General features: G+C 41.6%; 18 protein-coding genes and 1 pseudogene. 13 read left to right on the forward strand and 6 right to left on the reverse strand.

Translation table 11 applies throughout. The features are described 5' to 3' along the window. Nucleotides 1-79 precede the first annotated feature (79 nt). Together V7K67_RS03785 and V7K67_RS03790 are read right to left on the reverse strand one after the other, a co-directional pair. Nucleotides 80-502: an XDD3 family exosortase-dependent surface protein gene (locus V7K67_RS03785; protein WP_335165305.1), complete on the reverse strand. Its 423-nt coding sequence runs from the start codon at nt 500-502 to the stop codon at nt 80-82. A 798-nt stretch (nt 503-1,300) separates the two neighbouring features. Next, nucleotides 1,301-2,434: an SAM-dependent methyltransferase gene (locus tag V7K67_RS03790; RefSeq protein WP_334729212.1), complete on the reverse strand. Its 1,134-nt coding sequence runs from the start codon at nt 2,432-2,434 to the stop codon at nt 1,301-1,303. Nucleotides 2,435-2,562: 128 nt separating this feature from the next. Between V7K67_RS03790 and V7K67_RS03795 the strand changes: the two genes are divergently transcribed. The 4 genes from V7K67_RS03795 to V7K67_RS03810 all read left to right on the forward strand — a co-directional run bounded on the left by V7K67_RS03795 (nt 2,563) and on the right by V7K67_RS03810 (nt 7,062). Continuing rightward, nucleotides 2,563-3,666, forward strand: coding sequence for a fatty acid desaturase family protein (locus V7K67_RS03795; protein ID WP_334729211.1), 1,104 nt, complete (start codon nt 2,563-2,565; stop codon nt 3,664-3,666). A 435-nt stretch (nt 3,667-4,101) separates the two neighbouring features. Continuing rightward, nucleotides 4,102-5,112 (forward strand): tryptophan--tRNA ligase, encoded by a 1,011-nt coding sequence (gene trpS / locus V7K67_RS03800; protein ID WP_334729210.1) that lies wholly within the window; start codon nt 4,102-4,104, stop codon nt 5,110-5,112. Nucleotides 5,113-5,170: 58 nt separating this feature from the next. Then, nucleotides 5,171-6,091, forward strand: a complete 921-nt coding sequence (locus tag V7K67_RS03805; protein WP_334729209.1) for a methylenetetrahydrofolate reductase — start codon at nt 5,171-5,173, stop codon at nt 6,089-6,091. A gap of 122 nt (nt 6,092-6,213) precedes the next feature. Beyond that, the gene (locus tag V7K67_RS03810) at nt 6,214-7,062 is read left to right on the forward strand and encodes an Rpn family recombination-promoting nuclease/putative transposase (protein ID WP_335165309.1); all 849 of its coding nucleotides are present in this window, start codon (nt 6,214-6,216) and stop codon (nt 7,060-7,062) included. A gap of 529 nt (nt 7,063-7,591) precedes the next feature. Here the strand turns inward: V7K67_RS03810 and V7K67_RS03815 are convergent. Then, the gene (locus V7K67_RS03815) at nt 7,592-8,140 is read right to left on the reverse strand and encodes a phosphate-starvation-inducible PsiE family protein (RefSeq protein ID WP_334729207.1); all 549 of its coding nucleotides are present in this window, start codon (nt 8,138-8,140) and stop codon (nt 7,592-7,594) included. An 88-nt stretch (nt 8,141-8,228) separates the two neighbouring features. Next, a complete protein-coding gene (locus V7K67_RS03820; RefSeq protein WP_335165311.1) occupies nt 8,229-9,152 on the reverse strand; it encodes a tetratricopeptide repeat protein in 924 nt (307 codons plus the stop codon). A gap of 266 nt (nt 9,153-9,418) precedes the next feature. On the opposite strand from V7K67_RS03820, the gene V7K67_RS03825 reads away from it, so the two are divergent. The 4 genes and pseudogenes from V7K67_RS03825 to V7K67_RS03840 all read left to right on the forward strand — a co-directional run bounded on the left by V7K67_RS03825 (nt 9,419) and on the right by V7K67_RS03840 (nt 12,863). Then, entirely contained in the window at nt 9,419-11,464 is a 2,046-nt protein-coding gene (locus V7K67_RS03825; RefSeq protein WP_334729205.1) for an elongation factor G, read from the forward strand. A gap of 38 nt (nt 11,465-11,502) precedes the next feature. After that, a pseudogene (locus V7K67_RS03830) lies at nt 11,503-11,643 on the forward strand (transposase); the annotation flags it as partial. 372 nt (nt 11,644-12,015) lie between these two features. Then, nucleotides 12,016-12,216: a hypothetical protein gene (locus V7K67_RS03835; RefSeq protein WP_334729204.1), complete on the forward strand. Its 201-nt coding sequence runs from the start codon at nt 12,016-12,018 to the stop codon at nt 12,214-12,216. A gap of 41 nt (nt 12,217-12,257) precedes the next feature. Continuing rightward, entirely contained in the window at nt 12,258-12,863 is a 606-nt protein-coding gene (locus V7K67_RS03840) for a hypothetical protein (protein WP_334729203.1), read from the forward strand. 38 nt (nt 12,864-12,901) lie between these two features. Here the strand turns inward: V7K67_RS03840 and V7K67_RS03845 are convergent, their stop codons facing one another. Together V7K67_RS03845 and V7K67_RS03850 are read right to left on the reverse strand one after the other, a co-directional pair. Further along, entirely contained in the window at nt 12,902-13,927 is a 1,026-nt protein-coding gene (locus V7K67_RS03845; RefSeq protein WP_334729202.1) for an ABC transporter permease, read from the reverse strand. A 316-nt stretch (nt 13,928-14,243) separates the two neighbouring features. Continuing rightward, a complete protein-coding gene (locus V7K67_RS03850) occupies nt 14,244-15,896 on the reverse strand; it encodes an ABC transporter substrate-binding protein (RefSeq protein ID WP_335165340.1) in 1,653 nt (550 codons plus the stop codon). A gap of 597 nt (nt 15,897-16,493) precedes the next feature. Here V7K67_RS03850 and V7K67_RS03855 point away from each other — a divergent pair. The 5 genes from V7K67_RS03855 (at nt 16,494) to V7K67_RS03875 (ending at nt 21,402) form a co-directional block, all read left to right on the forward strand. Next, a complete protein-coding gene (locus V7K67_RS03855) occupies nt 16,494-16,823 on the forward strand; it encodes a hypothetical protein (RefSeq protein ID WP_334729201.1) in 330 nt (109 codons plus the stop codon). A 490-nt stretch (nt 16,824-17,313) separates the two neighbouring features. After that, the gene (gene psbB, locus V7K67_RS03860; protein WP_334707873.1) at nt 17,314-18,843 is read left to right on the forward strand and encodes a photosystem II chlorophyll-binding protein CP47; all 1,530 of its coding nucleotides are present in this window, start codon (nt 17,314-17,316) and stop codon (nt 18,841-18,843) included. A 162-nt stretch (nt 18,844-19,005) separates the two neighbouring features. Then, nucleotides 19,006-19,113 carry a photosystem II reaction center protein T gene (locus tag V7K67_RS03865; protein ID WP_084227385.1) on the forward strand — a complete coding sequence of 36 codons (108 nt, stop codon included), beginning with the start codon at nt 19,006-19,008 and terminating at the stop codon, nt 19,111-19,113. A 291-nt stretch (nt 19,114-19,404) separates the two neighbouring features. Continuing rightward, on the forward strand, nt 19,405-20,502 hold the full coding sequence (locus V7K67_RS03870) for a 30S ribosomal protein S1 (protein ID WP_334707874.1): 1,098 nt from the start codon (nt 19,405-19,407) through the stop codon (nt 20,500-20,502). Between the two features lie 165 nt (nt 20,503-20,667). Continuing rightward, nucleotides 20,668-21,402, forward strand: a complete 735-nt coding sequence (locus V7K67_RS03875; RefSeq protein ID WP_334707875.1) for an HAD family hydrolase — start codon at nt 20,668-20,670, stop codon at nt 21,400-21,402. Nucleotides 21,403-21,446: the final 44 nt, after the last annotated feature.

The following is a 21,446-nucleotide window of genomic DNA, read 5'->3' on the forward strand; positions in this document are numbered from 1 at the left end:
AATTACCGCAATACAAGGTTTAGTCAATCAACATACCGAACTTCTCTCTGTGCTTGAGTCTCAAGCCCTGAAATACCAATTAGATAGCTAGGGCTTGGACTCCTTGGTAAACTCCTGTTGTCAAGCTATTGTCATAGTCGGCAAACCTCACACCAAATAGCTGACCACTTTGACTAGCTGTTTGGAAGTCTTGGCCTGAGAAATTGAAAAATAAATCGCTCCAACCAATATGGACTGAATGACCCGGATTCCAGTAGTCATCGGAATCGGTTGTACCACCCAGAGGCATCCCGCCTGTAAGAGCAACATAGATTTTGTCACCTGAGTCTTTGACCGCCATACCTTTGATATCAAAAACTGAACCTCCAGAGCCATCCTGGAAGGAATCAATACTATAGTTCCATCCATCGACGAGTTGGCCGGCACTTGCCTCTTGATTAGATAGACTTAGGAGGCTTACGCTAATGGCTGTAGTGGCAAGAAGAACTTTTAGAGTTTTCATATTTATGAGAATATCTCCGATTAGGCAATGATTTTTTATCTGTGAAATAGCCTAACCAAACTTATGTAAATTCTGTAGTGTTCAAGATGATTTGTTTTAAAAAATCTCGTAAATTATTTTGCTTATTTATCTCTAAAAACTCAGTATTGTACTTAGCTACTCAGATTGTAGTAATTTGATTATTTCATCTCTGAAATAATTTAATATCTGGTTAATAACGTGGAAATATGTAAGGTTATGATATAAAAATATGTGTTTTTAATAAACCATTAATTATTTTATTGTTATATCCTTGATTTCAATTAGGTTGATATGTTTTATTAAATAAGGTCTTTTGAGTTTCTACGTAGAAGCAACTGCCGTCTGGAAGGTTAGGATGTAAAGAGAATGTGAGTTCGACAAGTTATATAGCGCCCATTTAATTGGCCGTAAAAAAAGACCGCTAAGAGATTTTACTAAGCAAAACCTTCCCACTCCGAGTTGGGGCTACGGTGTACACACAAGTGGTATCTGCAAGGATTTCAAGCTTTTTAAACCCAATAAAATTGTCATTACGAGCGGAGCGAACGCAATGACATAGTTATAAATAAATTTTCTCACCCACCTACTTAATTTGCTTTTTCTGTTTTTTGTGATTGCTGCTGTTATTTCAATGCTTCCAGTTGCACCTTCACTTCATGACGAAAGCTGAAGAAGTATTCACCAAAACTCAATGCTACGAGGTAATCATACAATAAATGCGGTTTTTGGAGGGCGATGTCTACGACGGGCTACGCCTATGCTACTACTCTTAGTCTATTAAGCATGAACCATTAAGTACTGACCGTTCCCATTGTATTCACCATCGCAACTAGCGAAATTCCGAACAAACCATATTAAATAAAACCTCCATATCCGACGAAACTTGGCATAATCCATGCCATAATTCAAGTCTTTAATTGTTACCTGATTTTCGTCAAAATTCTCTAGCCATTTGGCAAATGTCTGAGAGTAATTGGAACCGTTCAAATACCATCTTTCAATTGTTTTGAGGTCTTTATTACGGCTAGGAACTGCATCGTAGTTCCAATACCTCCCGTGGGGAAAAATGTATTTGTGCGTGAAAGCACTGGATATATTATTAGGGGTACGAACTGTAATGATATGAATAAAAACCTTGCCATTATCTTTCAGCAAACTAGCTAATTTTTGAAAAGAGTTAGTTAAATTACCAACATGACAAAAAACGCCAATCGAAAGGATTTTATCAAATTTTGTCTCAAATGTTGCATCATTTAAATCTCCTTCGTACAGTGTGAATCGACCTGAACTGAGGTTGCTTTCAGGATCTTGCATCTTCTGACGCATATATTCACATTGCTCGTGGCTCAAATTCAGACCGACAAATTTGACATTGGGAAATTTGGAAAGAATGTAATTTGGCACGCATCCCCAACCACAGCCAAAGTCTAAGATATTGTCTCCATCTTGAATATCTAACTTTTGAATCACATCATCGATCATATCTATCTGAGATTGCTCAAGGTTTAATGCTCCTTTTTCCCACAATCCCATACTGTACTTAGGATAAATTAGTTTCCCGTCGCCCAACATCTTATTCAGCATCGCTTGAGGTAAATCATACTGAATTTTCATCAAATCCCGTGGGCCTTCCGCAAGATGATCAGTTTCTTTTAATACCCATTCATAAGGTGCTAAAAGAGCGGGAAAGTACTTAAAAAAGATGGGCATACAAGTATCAAAAAGAGACTCTAGTACTGAGTCTGGAACTTCTAACCCATTGATATAAGCCTCAGCTACCGCCATTTGTATTGTGTTGACTACCTCTACCGCCCCACGCGTTGCTGTATATGCTAGTGGGGTTTTAATATTCAAATCTCCTACTAAAGGTATATACTTTTCTAGAGATTGTAGTGTATCAAGAGAAACCATGTTTAAACTCCTAATTTACTTTCAGTATTCAGCTATAATAGCAATAGCAAAATTAGGGTAAAAATTACATTAATTTTTGAAACTTTTTATTCTAATAAAACTTAAACAAAGTTGAATAATCAATATTTATGGAAGTTTGTAACGCCCAAAAGTTAATTCGCCAAGCAGAGTATGCAAAAACATTGCGTCCCCTACTTCCTGCGGAAGCATTTCTTCCCGATCCAAGTAAATTAGTGATTCTATTAATTAATTGGGTAATTTTAATTCTAGGCTGGGCGATCGCATCTGATCTAGATCGTTGGAATTTATATCTTTTATGGCTTTATTTGCCTTTAGCTATAGTGATGGGTAATAGTGTTATCGTCTTGCTATTTAGCTCCCATGATCTGATGCATGGTAGCGTAATTAGAAACTCTCGTATACTACTCAGAATTATTAGCTTGCTAGGGCTAGCAATGTTGTGGATGCCACCCACCTTATGGAAAGCAGTACATAATCGAGAACATCATAATAAAACTAATTCCTTAGCAGATCCTGATCGCAATTACTTATATAAGCAGCCGAAAACTTGGGGTAAATGGATTCAACATGTATGCGTACCTTCTGCGGAGGTTAATCCCATCAGTTTAATAGTGGGAATGGCAACTGCATGGGGAACACATAATCTGAGGAATTTGGCCTCTGTGCTATTCTTTAATAGTAAATATGTGAGTTTTGTTCCTGCTGCCTTTACAGTCAAAACTAAAGAGCGTTGGTTAATCGCAGGTGAACTTTTTGTAATTTTCATGATTCATTTGAGTATCTTGGTATATTTACAATTTAATTTCCTAAAAATCGTGTTGAGTTATTTTCTGCCTATTGGGATTGGTTATGCTGGAGCAATATTTTACGTCTATACAAACCACATGCTTTGTCAGATGACAAGCGTCAACGATCCACTCATTAATAGTATTTCTCTGCGTGTCCCTCAAATATTTGACAAATTGCATTTAAATTTTTCTTATCATACAGAACATCATATTTTTCCGGGAATCAACTCGGACTATTATCCCCTAGTGCAAGAATTGTTAAAGATCCACTATCCTAAACGTTTAAATTTATTAGATGCCAAAGATGCTTGGCACTTGCTTATGCAAACGCCAAGACATTACAAAAATGAAGATACCTTTACTGATTGGGCAGGAGAAAAGTCTGTTTCTTGCGCTATCATCGAGAATTACAAAATTATATAAGTAGAGCGGCGTGAATAATTCAAGGTTTGTAGTGAACGCGCAGCGTTCCCGCAGGGTAGCCCTCTCTGCGAAACGCTACGCGTTCACTACAAACTCATCTCAAGATTTTTTATTTATTCTCGCCGACTTACTTAAACTGATGTTTGCTATTATCTGGGAAGCAGTGTTCACCAAGAGATTGCACAAAGATAGGTTCGACTCTCACCGTTGCTAAGAAGTTGTTTGAAAAGTGGCTGGCTGTAATTTTAGGCACTTATTGCTGCCATGCTCCCATTGAAACGCCAAGTAATGTCTAGGATTATCTAGGTTTGATGTAGCAGTCAACTCCAATATTTCAACAGCGAGTTGCGCTGGAAAATGTCAAAATTAAATGAGTTTTGCGTAGGCGCAAGCGACTTGACATAGGGCGGATTTGAGATAACTAACTTGAAATTTATGGGCAAGCAACGTGTTCTTTCTGGAGTTCAACCAACCGGCAATTACCATCTAGGTAACTATTTGGGAGCCATTCGCAACTGGGTAGAAAGTCAGAGCGAATACGAAAATTATCTTTTTGTAGCTGATTTGCACGCGATTACAGTGCCACACGACCCAAAACAGTTGGCAGCTGATACCTACACTCTTGCTGCTCTCTATTTAGCTTGTGGTCTTGATTTAAATCACTCTACTATCTTTGTACAATCCCATGTTTCGGCTCACAGTGAACTCACCTGGTTGCTCAACTGCATTACACCTCTAAACTGGCTGCAAGATATGATCCAGTTCAAGGAAAAGGCCGTCAAGCAGGGAGAAAATGTCAGTGCAGGCTTATTGGATTACCCTGTGCTGATGGCAGCCGATATTTTGCTTTACCAAGCTGATAAAGTGCCAGTGGGTGAAGACCAAAAGCAACATTTGGAATTGACACGGGATATTGCAGCTCGGTTAAATCACCAATTTGGTAAACCAGATCAACCAATTCTGAAGTTACCAGACCCTTTGATTCGCAAGGAAGGGGCAAGGGTGATGAGTTTGGCGGACGGTACACGCAAAATGTCGAAGTCCGATCCTTCTGATTTAAGCCGGATCAGTTTGCTAGATTCACCAGAACAGATTCAATACAAGATTAAACGTTGTAAAACCGATCCGATTCGTGGGCTGACTTTTGACGATCCAGAGCGTCCAGAGTGTAATAATTTGTTAACGCTGTATACATTGCTTTCTGGGCAGAGAAAGGAAGACGTAGCAGTTGAGTGTCAGGATATGGGCTGGGGACAATTCAAGCCTTTATTGACAGATACAATTATTGAATCTCTGAAACCAATCCAAGAAAAATATCAGGCAATAACGACCGATAAAGGCTATTTGGAGTCTGTGTTGCGGGATGGAGGGGAAAAAGCTAGAGCGATCGCAAATCAAACTTTATCACAAGTCAAAGCTGCTTTAGGCTATTCTCTGCCTCTATGAGTTTTCACCTTGAGGTGTGATTTGCTATACCATTTAAGAAATTGAGATTCTTAATTTTATGCATCACACCCATAGCCCCACGGCTTTCCGCAGAGCTGTACAAGCAGGTCAGTTTCTAGTTACTGCTGAGGTAGCACCGCCGAAAGGGGGAGATCCAACGCACATGATTCAAATGGCGGCGACTCTTAAGGGGAGGGTTCATGCCGTCAATGTTACTGATGGTAGCCGCGCCGTGTTACGGATGTCTTCGTTAATCGCGTCGGTGATTTTATCACAAAATGGTATAGAGCCGATTTGTCAAATTGCTTGCCGCGATCGCAACCGCATCGGTTTACAAGCTGATTTGATGGGCGCTCATGCTTTAGGTATCCGTAATATTTTAGCTTTGACTGGCGACCCAGTAAAAGCAGGCGATCATCCAGATGCCAAAGCAGTGTTTGACTTAGAAGCTGTGCGACTGCTGCAACTGATTCGGAAGATGAATCAAGGTGTTGATTTTAATGAGAAACCTTTAACTGATGGAGCGTTAGATTTATTTGTTGGTGCAGCAGTAGATCCGCAATGTAAAAGTTGGTCGGGTTTGCAAAGTCGATTTGAACGCAAAATCGAAGCCGGAGCGCAGTTTTTTCAAAGTCAGTTGATTACCGATTTTGATCTGCTAGAAAAGTTTATGGATACGATTGCCGCTGGCTATAAAAAACCGATTTTGGCAGGAATTTTTCTGTTGAAATCGGCAAAAAATGCCCAGTTTATTAATAGATGTGTTCCGGGTGTAAATATTCCCCAACATATTATTGATAGATTGGCAAAAGCCAAAGACCCTTTTGAGGAAGGGATAAAAATTGCCGCCGAGCAAGTGCAAATAGCGCGGCAATTGTGTCAAGGAGTACATGTTATGGCGGTGAAACGAGAAGATGCGATCGCGCCAATTTTAGATTTGGCTGGGGTTGCTCCAGTTAATCAGTTGGTATCCAAGTAAATGAGATAACGAATCTTTTATGAAAGCAGATGGAACCATCTGCTTTTTTTATCCTGAATCAGACGCGTCTACACAATTTTTGATAGACTTTCAATATCCAATTTTTGCTTTACTAAATCCAGGTGAAAACTGACAAAATATTTTATAGCTTATTTCAAGCTTTTCCTAGCATATTTTTTGCAATAATTGGCGATAATACTGTTAATGTCAACGCCTACAAATTTGTTTCAGTTGAAGTAAAAGAAAATGCTTTTAGGATTGATGGGGTATTTATCCCTACAAGTGAAACTACAAACCAGCCACTTTACTTTGTTGAAGTCCAGTTTCAATTAGACTCAACTTTTTATAGACGCTTCTTTGCTGAAATCTTCACTTACTTTCGTCAAAACGAATCAGTCAATTTTTGGCGTGCTGTGGTTATCTATCCCCAAAGGAGTTTAGATCCAAGCGATCGCCTACCGTATGAGTTGCTGCTAGACAGTTCACAAGTGAAACGCATTTATCTAGATGAATTGGATACGAGAGAGGACTCACTGCAAGTTGCGATCGTTAAATTAATTATCGAAAGCGAAGAGACAGCCATTGACAAAGGTAGAGAATTAATTTTACAAGCAAGGCAACAACTAACAGATGAAACAACCACCAAGCAAATTGTAGAATTGATAGAGACTATTCTGTTGTACAAATTTACCCGGTTAAGCCGAGAGGAGTTAGCAGAAATGTTGGGTATAGATGACGAATTCAAAAAAACAAGGATGTATCAATCAATTAAAGAAGATGGCTTAGAGGAAGGTCGCCAGGAAGGTCGCCAGGAAGGTCGCCAGGAAGGTCGCCAGGAAGGTCGCCAGGAAGCTAAGTTAGAAGCTATTCCTCGGTTGTTGGCATTAGGATTGAGTGTGGAACAAGTGGCGGTGGCTCTCGATTTGACAGTGGCGCAAGTACAGCAAGCAGTCCAGAATCAGTCTGGCTGATAGTGGACGCTGCTTGCGTCTAATGTAATTAGCAAGTGCGTAGGCTGTTGACTTTGTGCATTTTTCGGGAATTTTTGGGAAAATTATTCGTGTTATTCTTGTTTGACTTAAAGTGCCTGCTTCAGGCACTTTAAGTCAAAATCAGGCGACACATTTTTTGCATGAAGTCTTATAGGCTAAAGGGTACAGAGTCAACACCCTAGCAAGTGCGTAGGTGTAGCCAACGCACTTCAAAACCTGGGTTACATCTTACCGTGTTGCATTTGTAGCCATTGCTTGAACCTCTGTTAAAATTTCCAATTAACTTTATACTTACCCTTAAAGAGCGATTCATCTTCCAAAAAGAGTATATTTCAATACGTCGGAAATACCTTACAAAAGTAAGTTATACTATTTTAGATTTTCGATCCATCCAAGTTGCTGATATAGCCTTTAGCAAAGGAGTGGAGAGCAGGAAAATACTTTTTCATCATTCCCCAGTAGAGACGCGATTAATCTCGTCTCTCCCACTCCCCATTCTCATAGAAGTTTATCCAAGTGGTTGCTTCTCATCACATTGACGTGAATACTGTAATTCCAACTCATTTTGCCGTTCTCTACCTCCTCTATACACAACCGGACAAAACTTAGTGTCATGGCTCATACAATCCATGTGTGGCGTTTTCGCACACACCACGAGTAGTCCACCTAAAACAAACAACAAACCACAAATTGCAAGGGTATTAACCCAATAAATTTCCAGCGCTCCGTGAACTACTACCTCTCGCAGTAGAGATACAATTGTTACCTCAACTGCCACTCCTACAGAGATACTATGTTCTTGCAAATAGACCATTAATAGTCGGAATAACTCGACTAAAATCAACACAAATAGTATTTTTGCAGTCACATGTTTATAGTCTAGTGGCTGCATGAGGGCGATAGCTATCCCCCACAATTGGATCAGCATGACGGCGAACAAACCCAAACACAAAACAATCACAATTAAGTCTTGAAAGGCTTCCATGTTGCGAACAATTGAGTGCCGATCAAGCCAGCGATCGCTAAATAAAAATCGACTTTTCTGGCGCTTTTGCATGTACGTTTTTTCCAATCTGGACTAGTTCAGACAACACCAGCGAGTCAACCCAATAGTTTTATGTTATGCAATATTAAGTTTTTGCGCCTCAGCGAGGTTGGTAATTTAAATTTTGTACTTGTTGCAACAATTGCTCGGCATTTTTTGCCCACTGAGGATTCCTCTGAGCATTGTATAAATCTCTAGCAAATTGGAATACTTGTACTGCATCGCTATATTGCTTTAACTGCATAAAAACTAACCCAGCACCATAATAAGCATTGGGATAATTAGAGTTAGCTTCGGCTGATTTTCTAAAAGCCTCTAATGCCTCTTGTAATTTGCGTTGGCTAAACCAAATTGAACCGAGATTATAGTAAGCTTCAGGATACTTCGGATTGATTTTTACTGCCTGATTAAAGGCACTTTTTGCTTGATCGAGTTTACCTTGTTGGAGATAACAGATCCCTATATGGTAAGGAGGTTCTGGTGCATTTTTGCTATATTCTATGGCTTTTTTAAAAGATGCGATCGCTCGTTTACAATCTCCTTCCTGCTCTCGTACCAACCCCAAGTTATAATGGGCGAATCCGAGTTTGGGATCAATTTCTAGCGCTCGTTGTAAGTAATCGCTAGCTAACTGTAAATTATTGCCTTCTAACAACGCACCACCTAAATTAGCAAAAGCTGGAGCAAATTTAGGATCGGCTTGCGTCGCCCGATAAAATGCATCCGCAGCGGGTTGTAATTGTCCCGTTTGTCGGAATGCTAGCCCTAAATTATAATGCGCTGGTGCTAAGGTCGGATCTAATTGAGCCGCTTGTTTAAAGGCTGCGATCGCATCTTGTACCCTTCCCGCCTGAATTGCTTGTAAGCCTTGGTTTAACCTGTCTATGGCCGTTTTCGCATTAGATTGTGCCAGCTTTGAGGCGACAGGAGGAGATAGAGCAAGAGAGGGCGAGGAAATACTCACAATTAGCAAAGTTAAACTTACTAACCCTGCTATGCGATATTTAAAGAATGATAATCCCATTGATTTTCTGACTCGCAACACTTTCAGTTAAATTTACTTCATCAAAAGTTTGTTACAAAAGTTTTTGATTTGCTATGAAAATTTGTGATACTTAACTTTTCTTAAGCTAAATCTTACGACAGGCTACAATTTTTTTAACTTTCGATTAAAGAGAGGATAATAACAAATTAAAGAAGGGGTAATTTTGACTCCAGAGAACCATTTTTTTATCCCTTGATATCTACGGAATAATGCGGTTATGAAAAACTTACCGCAAGGGAGGTTTTATGAACGAAAAAGTAAAATCGGGTTCGCGGAATGTTGCAATTGTCGGGCCTTATTTAAGTGGAAAAACCACTTTACTAGAAAGCTTGTTATTTGTCACAGGGGCAATTTCTCGCAAAGGGAGTGTTAAGGACAGCAATACAGTGGGAGATAGTGCTGCTGAGTCGCGCGATCGCCATTTCAGTGTAGAAGTCAGCGCCGCTAGCACTGAGTATAACGACATTCGCTTCACTTTTATTGACTGTCCGGGAAGTGTAGAATTTGCCCAAGAAACGTACAATGCTTTAATCGGAGTCGATGCCGCAATTGTAGTTTGCGAACCCATCCGCGAACGAGTCCTCACCCTCGCCCCTCTATTTAAATTCCTGGACGATTGGGAAATTCCCCACCTTGTCTTCGTCAACAAAATGGATCGGGCAAATATTCACGTTTTGGAAACGTTACACGCCCTGAAAGCAGTATCTAGCCGTCCCCTGGTAGCGCATCAATATCCCATCATGAACGGGGAACAACTCATCGGCTTTATTGATATGGTGAGCGAACAGGCATATAAATATCATCCAGGCGCACCTGCTGACCCCATTCCCTTCCCCGAAAATTTAAAAGAAGAAGAACATACAGCACGGGCAGAAATGCTCGAAGCTTTAGCAAATTTTGACGACCATTTACTCGAAGAACTTTTAGAAGACATCGAACCACCCCAAGAGGAAATTCTCAAAGATTTAAAAATGGAATTAGGGGCAGATTTAGTAGTGCCCGTTTTCTTTGGTGTGGCGGAACAAGATTATGGTGTTAGACCTCTATTAGAAGCCTTATTACGGGAAGCCCCCGAACCAGAAACCACAGCAGAACGTCGTTTAAAAAACATCAAAGGTGATACAGCTTTAGCACAGGTATTAAAAACTTTCTACACTCCCCAAGGTGGCAAACTCTCTCTAGTGCGTGTTTGGCGGGGCAAATTAACTGATGGCATTGTCCTCAATGGCATTCGCACTGGTGGAATTTACCGCCTCATGGGACAACAACAGCAGTTTGTTAATGAAGTTTCTGCTGGTGAAATTGTCGCATTGAGCCGTTTAGAAGGAATTAAGACAGGGGATACAATCTCCACAGAACAAGCAGTGATGGAATTACCCAAAGCTGTAGAGTTGGAACCTGTGTATGCCCTCGCCATTACACCAGAAAAGCGCAACGATGAAGTTAAACTCAGTGGTGCAATTACCAAGTTGTTAGAAGAAGACTCCTCACTTGCTTGGGAACAACACGGGGATACTCACGAAGTAATTCTTTGGGGTCAAGGCGAGATTCATTTGCAAGTTACCCTAGACAGACTGCGCCGTAAATATAACTTGCCGATGACAACCCACTTACCGCAAGTGCCTTACAAAGAAACCATCCGTAAAACAGTGGCTTCAGTTCATGGACGCTACAAACACCAAAGCGGTGGTCACGGACAGTTTGGTGATGTTTTTCTCGAAATCAAGCCTTTACCACGTGGTACAGGTTTTAATTTTAATGAAACCATTGTCGGCGGCGTGGTTCCCAAACAGTACATTCCTGGTGTGGAAATGGGGGTGCGGGAATTTCTCACACATGGGCCTTTGGGCTTCCCAATAGTGGATTTGGCGGTAACTTTAACTAATGGTTCGTATCACAACGTTGACAGTTCCGAACAAGCCTTTAAACAAGCTGCCCGATTGGCAATGCAAACGGGGATACCCCAAGCAGAACCTACCTTGTTAGAACCAATTTTGCGGGTGGAAGTGACAACACCGAGTGAATTTACCTCCAAGGTGCTGCAACTGTTGAGTGGTAGACGGGGGCAAATTTTAGGCTATGAGGGCAGAAACGATTGGCAAGGCTGGGATAATGTCTCTGCATACTTGCCGCAGGCTGAGATGCAGAATTTTATTGTAGAGCTGCGATCGCTCACCTTGGGCGTTGGTTCCTTTCACTGGGAATATGACCATCTCCAAGAAGTGCCGGAAAAGCTTGCCGAACGTGTCATTCATAGCAATGGCAATGGTGGTAACGGCAACGGTAAGTAGTTTGGGATTTGTCTGAAATCAAAGCCCTGCATCCAAAAAAACGTTGGGTGGTGGAGCGCACTTTCGGTTGGGTCATGGGGTGTCGGCGATTGGTCAGAGACTATGAGTTATTGCCGGAAACATCAGAGACGTTTATCTACCTTGCTATGATCCGGATCATGGTGAGACGATTAGCATAAAATTTGACCCCTCAAAACTTTTCAAACACCCTCTTACCTCGACTTTATCCAAAATTAAGAATTTGGTTCTCCTTATAGAGCAAAAACCCTAGCTTTTTGGCAAAAACTTTTTCCATATCACTGATTCCTGGTTAAATGAAAAAAGTAAAACTACCGTCCCACAAAGGTTTCAGCATCAGCTTGGGTGTTGCCAAAAAATGGATAAAGTCGAGCTTACAGTGCAGTTTAATAGCAACGAACCTCAGCAAGTAAGAAATCGCGATTGCATACCTTTAAAAGCTGGAGATATTCTAAGATTATCAAATCTAACCTATTGCATACCATCTAAAGCTCCAGTCAATCGAGTAGAAGTAAAAGTTTATCTGTTTACAAATGGAGCCGATACATAAAAATGGACTTTTTACTCCTAGTAACTTCCCGATTAATGCTGCTTGTCATAATATTGGTAATTTTCAAAAAACTTGGACGATTGAACCAGGACAGCACCGAGTTAGCATACCCATTATCAAATATGTTGGCAGCAACAGAATTGTTGACAGTAGTTTCTACTTTAACTTGGATGTTGGACGGTAATTTCAGTCTTCTATTTAAAAGCGAAAGAGAGTAATATTTTTATGGCTTACAGCGAGTTTAGTTTAGCTAAAGCAAAACAAGAGTTTAGTTTAAACACATTAGAAAGACGCAATATTTTTGCTGGTGTTTCTGAATTAACAGCGAGTAATTTACTTGTAGAAACACTCAATTATAACCTGGATATCGCTTTAGGGAGTAATAGTGAAAAAGCTCGTTCTGAGTTAATTATTGCTCCCATTTTAGTTGATTTACGCCGACAATTACACGAACAAGTTAGTTTATTTTCTGGAGTAGATTTTACTGTCGATAATAGCAAAGGATTAAACGGCACTTGCGATTTTATTATTACCAAATCTCCAGAAATTCTAATTTTGACAGCACCAGTAATTACAGTTGTAGAAGCTAAAAAAGAAAATATTAATGGGGGTTTGGGTCAGTGTGCAGCAGAAATGGTAGCAGCCCAAATCTTTAATGAGCAAGCTGCAAGTGAGATTAAAACAATTTACGGAGCAGTCACAACGGGCAGTATTTGGCAATTCCTCAAACTAGAAGCACAAACATTGACCATTGATTTAAGTGAGTATTATCTCAAAGATGTGAATAAAATTCTTGGTATTTTAGCCAGTGGTATTTCTCAAGAAAATTAACAAAATATGAGAAGGAGTCAGGAGTCAGAATACTCTACTTAATATCGAATTCGCGGATCTACATAAGCATTTAAAATATCAATCAAAATGCTGGCGCTGACAACGATCGCACCAAAAAATACTAGCACTCCCTGGACTGTGGGATAATCGCGATCGGCGATCGCTTGATACAATCGGTTAGCTAACCCAGGCCAAGAAAATGTTACCTCTGTCAAAATTGCTCCACCTAACAGAGATGCAAAGGTTAATCCCAAGACTGTAATTACCGGGATTAGCGCATTCTTTAAGGCATGGGAGGCTAAAATCTTATTTTCACCAATACCTCTAGCTCTAGCGGCTTCTACATAATCTGCTTGCAAGGTTTGCTTTAAATTCACTCGCACAATTCGCTCAAAAATTCCACTGAGCAAAATTCCTAGTGTGAGACTTGGTAGAGCCAGATGGTGTAAAGATGTGAAAAACTGGGTGAAATTTCCACCGAGTAAGCTATCAATTGTATACAATCCAGTGACAGTAGCGGGAGCCGGCAGATTGGGCGGAAAGCGATTGGAATTAGGAAACCAACCCAATTGGACTGAGAAAATCAACTGCAAAAGCATTCCCGCCCAAAACATAGGGAGTGCGTAAGTGATGATACCAAATAACCGCCCGCCGACATCAAAATATGTCCCAGGACGAGAAGCCGAAAGAGTCCCAACCGCAATTCCGACGATGAGTGCAACCGCCATACTACATACTGCTAACTCCACCGTCGCCGGGAAATATTGGCCAATTATGTCCCAAACATTTTGTCCGCGACTCATTAAAGAAGTTCCCAAGTCAAAGCGCAGTATGCTTCCCAAATAATTGAGATACTGTAGCCACAGGGGAAGGTTTAAACCGAGTTGTTTTCGCAATTCTTCTTTAGCTGCTTCTGGCGCACGTCCGCCTAGAATTGCATCTGCTGGATCTCCTGGTGTTGCTCTTAATAAAAGAAATACAATGGTGATAATCGTTAATAGTTGAAGTGGTGCAAGAAGCAACCGAGAAACAATGTAATATTGTAAAGCTTTAGAGCGAGACATATTTAGGTAGGAGTTAGGAGTTAAGAGTTAGGAGTTAGGAGTTAAGATAGACAGCAAGCTAGCTGGGTTGCAAAAATTATTTAATTACTACATTCAGTGAAGTGAACATATCTATTTTTCTCACAATCACATTTATAATTTTGTGACTTTTGCTAGAAGTCTAATTAAAAATCAATCCGGTTCAGCTAGCGCCAAAAACATTAAATTGTGGAGATTTTGTTGAGGAACAAAACTCAACATTTATGGGGCTTTGTTGGGTTGTGCTTTGCTTAACTAAACCGTATTGAATTAAAAATTTCTAACTCCTAACTCTTAACTACTTTTTAAGTGTCTGGTAAACCAGAATTTGGGTAGGGTTAAGTTGTACACTACTAACACCTTTTTGGGCAAACACATAGTCTTTGTTTTGCCATAAAGGAACGTAAGGTACATCATTCGTTACTTGCGTTTGAATTTCTGTAAAAATTTTCTGACGCGCTTCGGGGTTTTGTTCTTTGCGTTGCTGATCAATCAGTTTATTTATGGCTTCGTTATAGTAGAACGAACCCTGAGTTTGACTGCCTCCATCTTCGCATCCTTTAGCCACGGAACCTTTATCACAAGACAAAAACGGCTGGACGTAATTATCTGGATCTAAAAAATCTGGATACCAATCAAGTAAAGCTGCCGGATACAAACCCTTAGCAATGTCTTTGAAGAAGGCTGGCCCTTCGGCGGGAGTGACTTCAAATTGCAGTATTCCATCCATTTTGACATCGACAAGAGATTTGAGTGTCTGTGCTGCCAAACTACGAGTAGGGGAACTAGAAGGATACCAAACTTGCACTTTTGCGGGATTTTCCTTGGAGAAACCAGCGGTAGTTAGTAATTTTTTAGCTTGATCGAAGTTAGCATCGCCATATTTATCTTTGAATAATGGCAAAGAAACTTTAAATGTGGTGGGAATCATGCTATATAGCGGATCTGCTTGACCAAGTAACACTCGCTCGTTTAAAAGTGGACGGTCAATGATGGACGCGATCGCTTGTCTTACCTCTAATTTATCTAAAGGCTTTTGATTCCGGTTTAATACCAGATAGCTTACTACACTACCTTCAGCTGCGATCGCTTGCCAATCCCCTTTTTTACCACCTTCTTCCAAACTGCGATTTTGATCTGGCTGTAGCGACAGATAAGCTACATCCACCGCGCCTGTACGGAAAGCATTAAATAAATTAACCGGACTAGTTTGAATTTGGAGGTTAACACCCTTGTTAGCTGGTTTTTCTCCCCAATACTTATCAAACACATCAAATCTTATGGAATCAGTACCATACTGTCCTAATTTGTAAGGGCCAGTCCCCACAAAAATATTCGGTTTGAATTTACCAGCACCGAGTTCGTAAGCTTTTGGTGAAACTGCACACACCCCAGGAAATGCCAGCAGTGAGGGAAATGCTGCAAAGGGCTTTTTCAGCTTAATCGTCAACTCATACTCGCTTGTCGGTTTGATCGAATCTACTATATCGGCTAGTAAGAACGAGGGTTTTCCTTTATTTTGAATAAAGCGGTTGATGGTAAAGGCCATTGCTTGAGCGTTGAAGGGAGTTCCATCATGAAAAACTACTCCCTGACGTAAGGGGATGGTATAAGTTAAGCCGTCTTGACTAACTTTGGGTAATGCTGTAGCTAGCTGTGGCTTAATTTCGGTGCTTCCTGGTTCGTAGTTGTAGAGGTGATCGCTCATATTAAACACCAAGCCTAAAGATGCTAACTCATAAGCATCAGCCGGATCAAGGGTTCTGGGCTTGGCTGTTGTACCGATCGTAATACGACCATCACCTGTAGGGGTATTTAAAGAACCTGATGGCGGCGTAGAAGGCTGCGGACGAGGAGCGCAACTAACAACTAAAAATAAACATAGACAAAACAAAGATAGGAATTGTGTAATCCGACCCCACCGTTTCACAGACAAGGAAAACCATGACATAGCAATAATATATATTATATCAGCGGTCAGTAATCTTACTACATTTGTGACTATCATGCTAAATCTTCATAAATATATAGATAGTGGTTCTTTTTGGATGCAGCACGCACTTTAGTTAGCAATAAGCTGTCGTGCATTTAAATTGTATAATTTTGGGTCTAAAACCCTTCCATAGCCTAGAGTCAGCTAAAAAACTAGATGCGTGGCAGCTTATCTACGGCTAAAGTTAAGTTTATTGCTACCGTGCGATGTCTATGATGGGCTACGCCTATGCACTATTTTGTTTATTAGAAAAAATACATAAAGTGAAATTTGTTAAGTACTGAAAAGTTTTTATTTAATTAAAATTTTCAACATTGGCTAAAATTGTCGTAGATTCATAGTTACTAGGAAAATAGGTCTGTTAAGCTTTGACCTTAGCCCAAGTAGTGTATTTAAAGACTTTGCCTGTTGCTGCTTGGGTACAGACATCGATAGAGCGGTTAATCGTCAAGCTCGGCTGTATTGTCAAAAAGAAGAGTGTTTGAACATCAGCGACTAAAGCGATCGCGATATTGTTAACAGCAGATTGAAAGTCGAAATAGTGAGACTAAGACCGTGAAGTATTTCTTTCTATCTGAGGGATGGGCAGTTGCTAGAGTCTGGGCATCTGATGGACTCTGGCAAATAACTGCATGGCGACGCCAACCAGATATTCAGCGAATGAATATTTGTTTAGTCGAAGAAAATGAATTGCTCTGGCTTTATCGAGTTGAAGAAGCCGTTTTAACCGTGGAAGTGAAGCCAACAACACCACCAGTAATTGCTAGTCAGACCATTGGTCAAGTCGTACTCAAGCGTCTGATGAGCGCCGAACAGGTAATCGAACGCCTGGGTACAGCTGAGGCGAAGTGTCAACTGCAAAATATCCACTTGGTAGTTCAGTAGATAGTGGGGAGTGGGGAGTAGGGAGTAGGGAGTAGGGAATAGGGAATAGACTAATGCGTAACATAACAACATAATTATTGTTGTCCCCTCCTCTTGTTCCCCCCAGTCCCCAGTCCCCAGTCCCCAATCCCCAATCCCCACATAAAGCAAATTTAATCCCCAACGGGTATTGGTAGCGAAAAAACTTGGAGATGCTACGCGATCGCATCAATTTACACGCTTGCAAACAATTCCATCAATAGTTACACTTTTTAAAACATTCTCATTTTTGCTTGGTGATGGCTACCCTACATAGGTAAACCTCCCGAAGCGAGTAAGCATTGCCAAAGCACCCACGCTGTCTGACTTCTTAAGACTAAGCTGTGGTAATACTCTGGCTCTGGCAATAACAAAAAACAAGAGAGAGTTTTATGAGTGGCGATTTTCGTCTCTCATAACCTCAGTAAGAAAATTGCTTTGTAAACTAACTCATCGAGGAGGAGCGTAGTCGATGGGACTACCCTGGTACCGAGTACATACAGTCGTTCTGAATGATCCAGGGCGACTGATTTCTGTACACCTAATGCACACAGCCTTAGTAGCAGGCTGGGCTGGTTCGATGGCACTCTACGAACTAGCTGTTTTTGACCCTAGCGATCCGATTCTCAACCCAATGTGGCGTCAAGGGATGTTCGTCCTGCCCTTCATGTCACGTTTGGGCGTTACCCAATCTTGGGGTGGTTGGAACGTTACTGGTGGTCCATCCAGCGATCCTGGCTTCTGGTCATTTGAAGGCGTTGCTGCTGCTCACATTGTTCTTTCCGGTCTGCTGTTCCTAGCTGCCGTATGGCACTGGGTTTACTGGGATTTGGAACTCTTTAGAGATCCCCGCACTGGTGAACCCGCCTTAGACTTGCCAAAAATGTTTGGCATTCACCTGTTCTTATCTGGTCTACTTTGTTTTGGATTTGGTGCTTTTCACGTCACCGGACTATTTGGTCCGGGGATATGGGTTTCTGACGCCTATGGTATAACTGGCGCCGCACAGGCAGTAGCACCAGAATGGGGGCCAGATGGCTTTAACCCCTATAACCCTGGTGGTATTGCGGCTCACCACATTGCCGCTGGTGTTGTTGGTATTATTGCAGGCTTATTCCACCTCACAGTTAGACCCCCCGAACGGCTCTACAAAGCCCTACGGATGGGGAACATTGAAACAGTACTTTCTAGCAGTATTGCAGCAGTCTTCTTCGCTGCTTTCGTTGTTGCTGGTACTATGTGGTACGGTAACGCCGCCACACCCATCGAATTGTTTGGCCCTACCCGCTATCAATGGGATCAAGGCTACTTCCGTCAAGAAATTCAGCGCCGCGTCCAAACAGGCGTTGCTCAAGGTGCAACCCTTGACCAAGCTTGGTCGCAGATTCCTGAAAAGTTGGCTTTCTACGATTACGTCGGTAATAGCCCCGCTAAAGGCGGTCTATTCCGTACAGGGCCGATGGTGAAGGGTGATGGCATTGCCCAATCTTGGCAAGGTCACGCCGTATTCAAAGATTCTGAAGGACGGGAATTGACTGTGCGTCGTCTCCCCAACTTCTTTGAAACCTTCCCAGTAATTTTGACCGATGCAGATGGAATTGTCCGCGCTGACATTCCCTTCCGTCGGGCAGAATCTAAGTATAGCTTCGAGCAATCTGGTGTCACCGTTAGTTTCTACGGCGGCAATCTGAATGGTAAGACCTTTACAGAACCAGCTGATGTGAAGAAGTATGCCCGTAAGGCTCAAGGTGGTGAAATCTTTGAATTTGACCGAGAAACATTGAACTCTGATGGTGTATTCCGCACCAGTCCTAGAGGTTGGTTTACCTTTGGACACGCCGTATTTGCTCTGCTGTTCTTCTTTGGTCATCTCTGGCATGGTTCTCGGACAATCTACCGAGACGTATTTGCCGGTGTTGATGCGGATCTAGAAGAGCAAGTTGAGTGGGGTTTGTTCCAGAAAGTGGGTGACAAGTCAACCCGCCGGAAGGAAGCCCTTTAAGGGAAGGGGGACTGGGGACTGGGGACTGGGGACTTGGGACTGGGGAAGAAGCAAGGGAGAAGAGTTTTTCCCCTCTACTCCTCGCACCCTTCCCCACTGACTCTTTTCAATACCCAATCCCTAATCCCTCATTAACTAGCTGGATAAAGAGGAAATCGTAATATGGAAAGCGTTGCGTACATCTTGATTTTTACTCTGTGTATAGGTACTCTCTTCTTTGCGATCGCATTTCGCGAACCCCCTCGCTTTGAGAAACCAAAAGATAAGTAGATCCTATTCCCAGACCAAGCAGATTTAACGTTAATATCCGTTGCTACTAAGTATGGTAGCAACGGATATTATTATGTTCGTCCTTTGTTGATTTTAACTACTAAGTAAATGACAAATCATTTTTATATTGTGATATAATTTCCAATCTTGGCAGTAGATATGTGTTAATACTAGCTTTTCTGCGCTAGGATGAGAATGGATGTTTTGTGTAGGCTGCCATAGTACTGCTTGCATAACACATCGCGCTTGTCGCACAACCTTTACGGAGACTAGAACCAGGAACAAATCAGCATGGTCAATCAGAATTTAACCGCTACAGAAATTGGATTTACTCACGAAGATTTCGCTGCTCTACTTGACAAATACGATTATCATTTTAGCCCTGGCGATGTTGTCCCAGGAACAGTTTTCAGTATAGAGCCGCGCGGCGCTCTGATTGACATTGGTGCTAAAACCGCAGCATATATACCCATACAAGAAATGTCTATTAACCGGGTGGATAGCCCGGAAGAAGTATTACAGTCAAATGAAACGCGGGAATTTTTCATCCTTACCGATGAAAACGAAGATGGACAATTAACCCTTTCCATTCGCCGTATTGAATATATGCGGGCTTGGGAACGCGTGCGACAGTTGCAAGCAGAAGATGCTACTGTACGTTCTGGCGTATTTGCAACCAATCGCGGCGGAGCGTTGGTAAGGATTGAGGGATTACGTGGCTTTATCCCAGGTTCCCACATCAGTACCCGCAAACCTAAAGAAGAATTGGTCGGCGAGGATCTGCCATTGAAATTCCTAGAGGTGGATGAAGAACGTAATCGCCTAGTTCTATCTCACCGTCGGGCGTTGGTTGAGCGGAAGATGAATCGCCTAGAAGTCGGCGAAGTAGTAATTGGTACTGTTCGTGGTATCAAACCCTACGGTGCTTTCATCGACATTGGCGGCGTCAGTGGTCTACTACATATTTCTGAGATTTCTCACGAACATATTGATACACCTCATAGCGTGTTCAATGTCAATGATGAAGTGAAAGTTATGATCATTGACTTGGATGCAGAAAGGGGTCGGATTTCCCTATCTACCAAGCAGTTAGAACCTGAACCCGGTGATATGATTAAGAACCGGGATTTGGTCTACGATAAGGCAGAAGAAATGGCTGCTAAGTATCGTGAACAGTTATTAGCCAAGCAACAAGGTGCTACTGCTGCACCGGCTGCACCTGCGGAAGTTGTAGCAGACGAAGAGATTCCACCAGCAGCAGAACTTGAAGAAGAGATTCCACCAGCAGCAGAACTTGAAGAAGAGATTCCACCAGCAGCAGAACTTGAAGAAGAAATTTCAGTAGTTGCGGGAATTGAAGAGGAAATTCCAGCAGCTATTGAAGAGTAATAGATTTTTTATAGTTTTACTTATTTTTAAGTAAGAGTATTAAATCATTTTATAAAGAGGGGAAAACCCTCTTTTTTTATGTGGAGAATCGGTAAAAGTTAAGAGGAGTTAGGAGTTAGGAGTTATTATTCCTAACTCCTAAGTAAATAAGTGGGGTGAAATATTGTGGCAACCATTAAATGTAGAAATATCACTTTTGATAATATTCAGGCAATTTTGTTTGATAAAAACGGTACTCTAGAAGATTCAGAAACGTATTTGCGATCGCTCGCACAAAAAGCAACAAGGTTAATAGATGCTCAAATCCCCGGAACTGGGGAACCCTTGTTAATGGCATTTGGTATCAATGGCAATATTCTAGATCCCGCAGGTTTAATATCAGTAGCAAGCCGCCGCGAAACAGAAGTTGCGGCTGCGGCATATATTGCCGAAACTGGAAGAGGATGGTTTGAGTGCTTAAAAATAGCCCGTCAAGCTTTGGATGAAGCGGAAAAATACATTGGACAAACTCCTTCACCATTGTTTGTGGGTAGCTTAGACTTGTTAAAATATCTACAAGAAGGGGGTTTGAAACTTGGCATCCTCTCAGCTGCGACAACTGAAGAAGTACGTAATTTTGTAGCCAATCACCAGTTAAGTGATTATATCCAGTTGGAAATGGGCGTAGATGAAGGGCCGAGTAAACCAGATCCAGTGCTATTTTTGCAAGCTTGCCAAGCTTTGGGAGTCGAACCAGGCGCTACATTGATGGTGGGTGATTCAGTTGGTGATATGCAAATGGCGCGTAATGCTAAAGCCGCAGGTTGTATTGGTATCACTTGGGTAGGTAAGTCAGATAATGTCCGAGGTGCAGATGTAGTGATTAATCAACTTGATGAAATCCAGATTTTAGACGATTAAAGCTTTTAGTCAACTGTCACGAGAATAAGAGGCGATCATCATAT

Source organism: Nostoc sp. (assembly GCF_036917155.1).
Lineage (GTDB): Bacteria > Cyanobacteriota > Cyanobacteriia > Cyanobacteriales > Nostocaceae > Nostoc.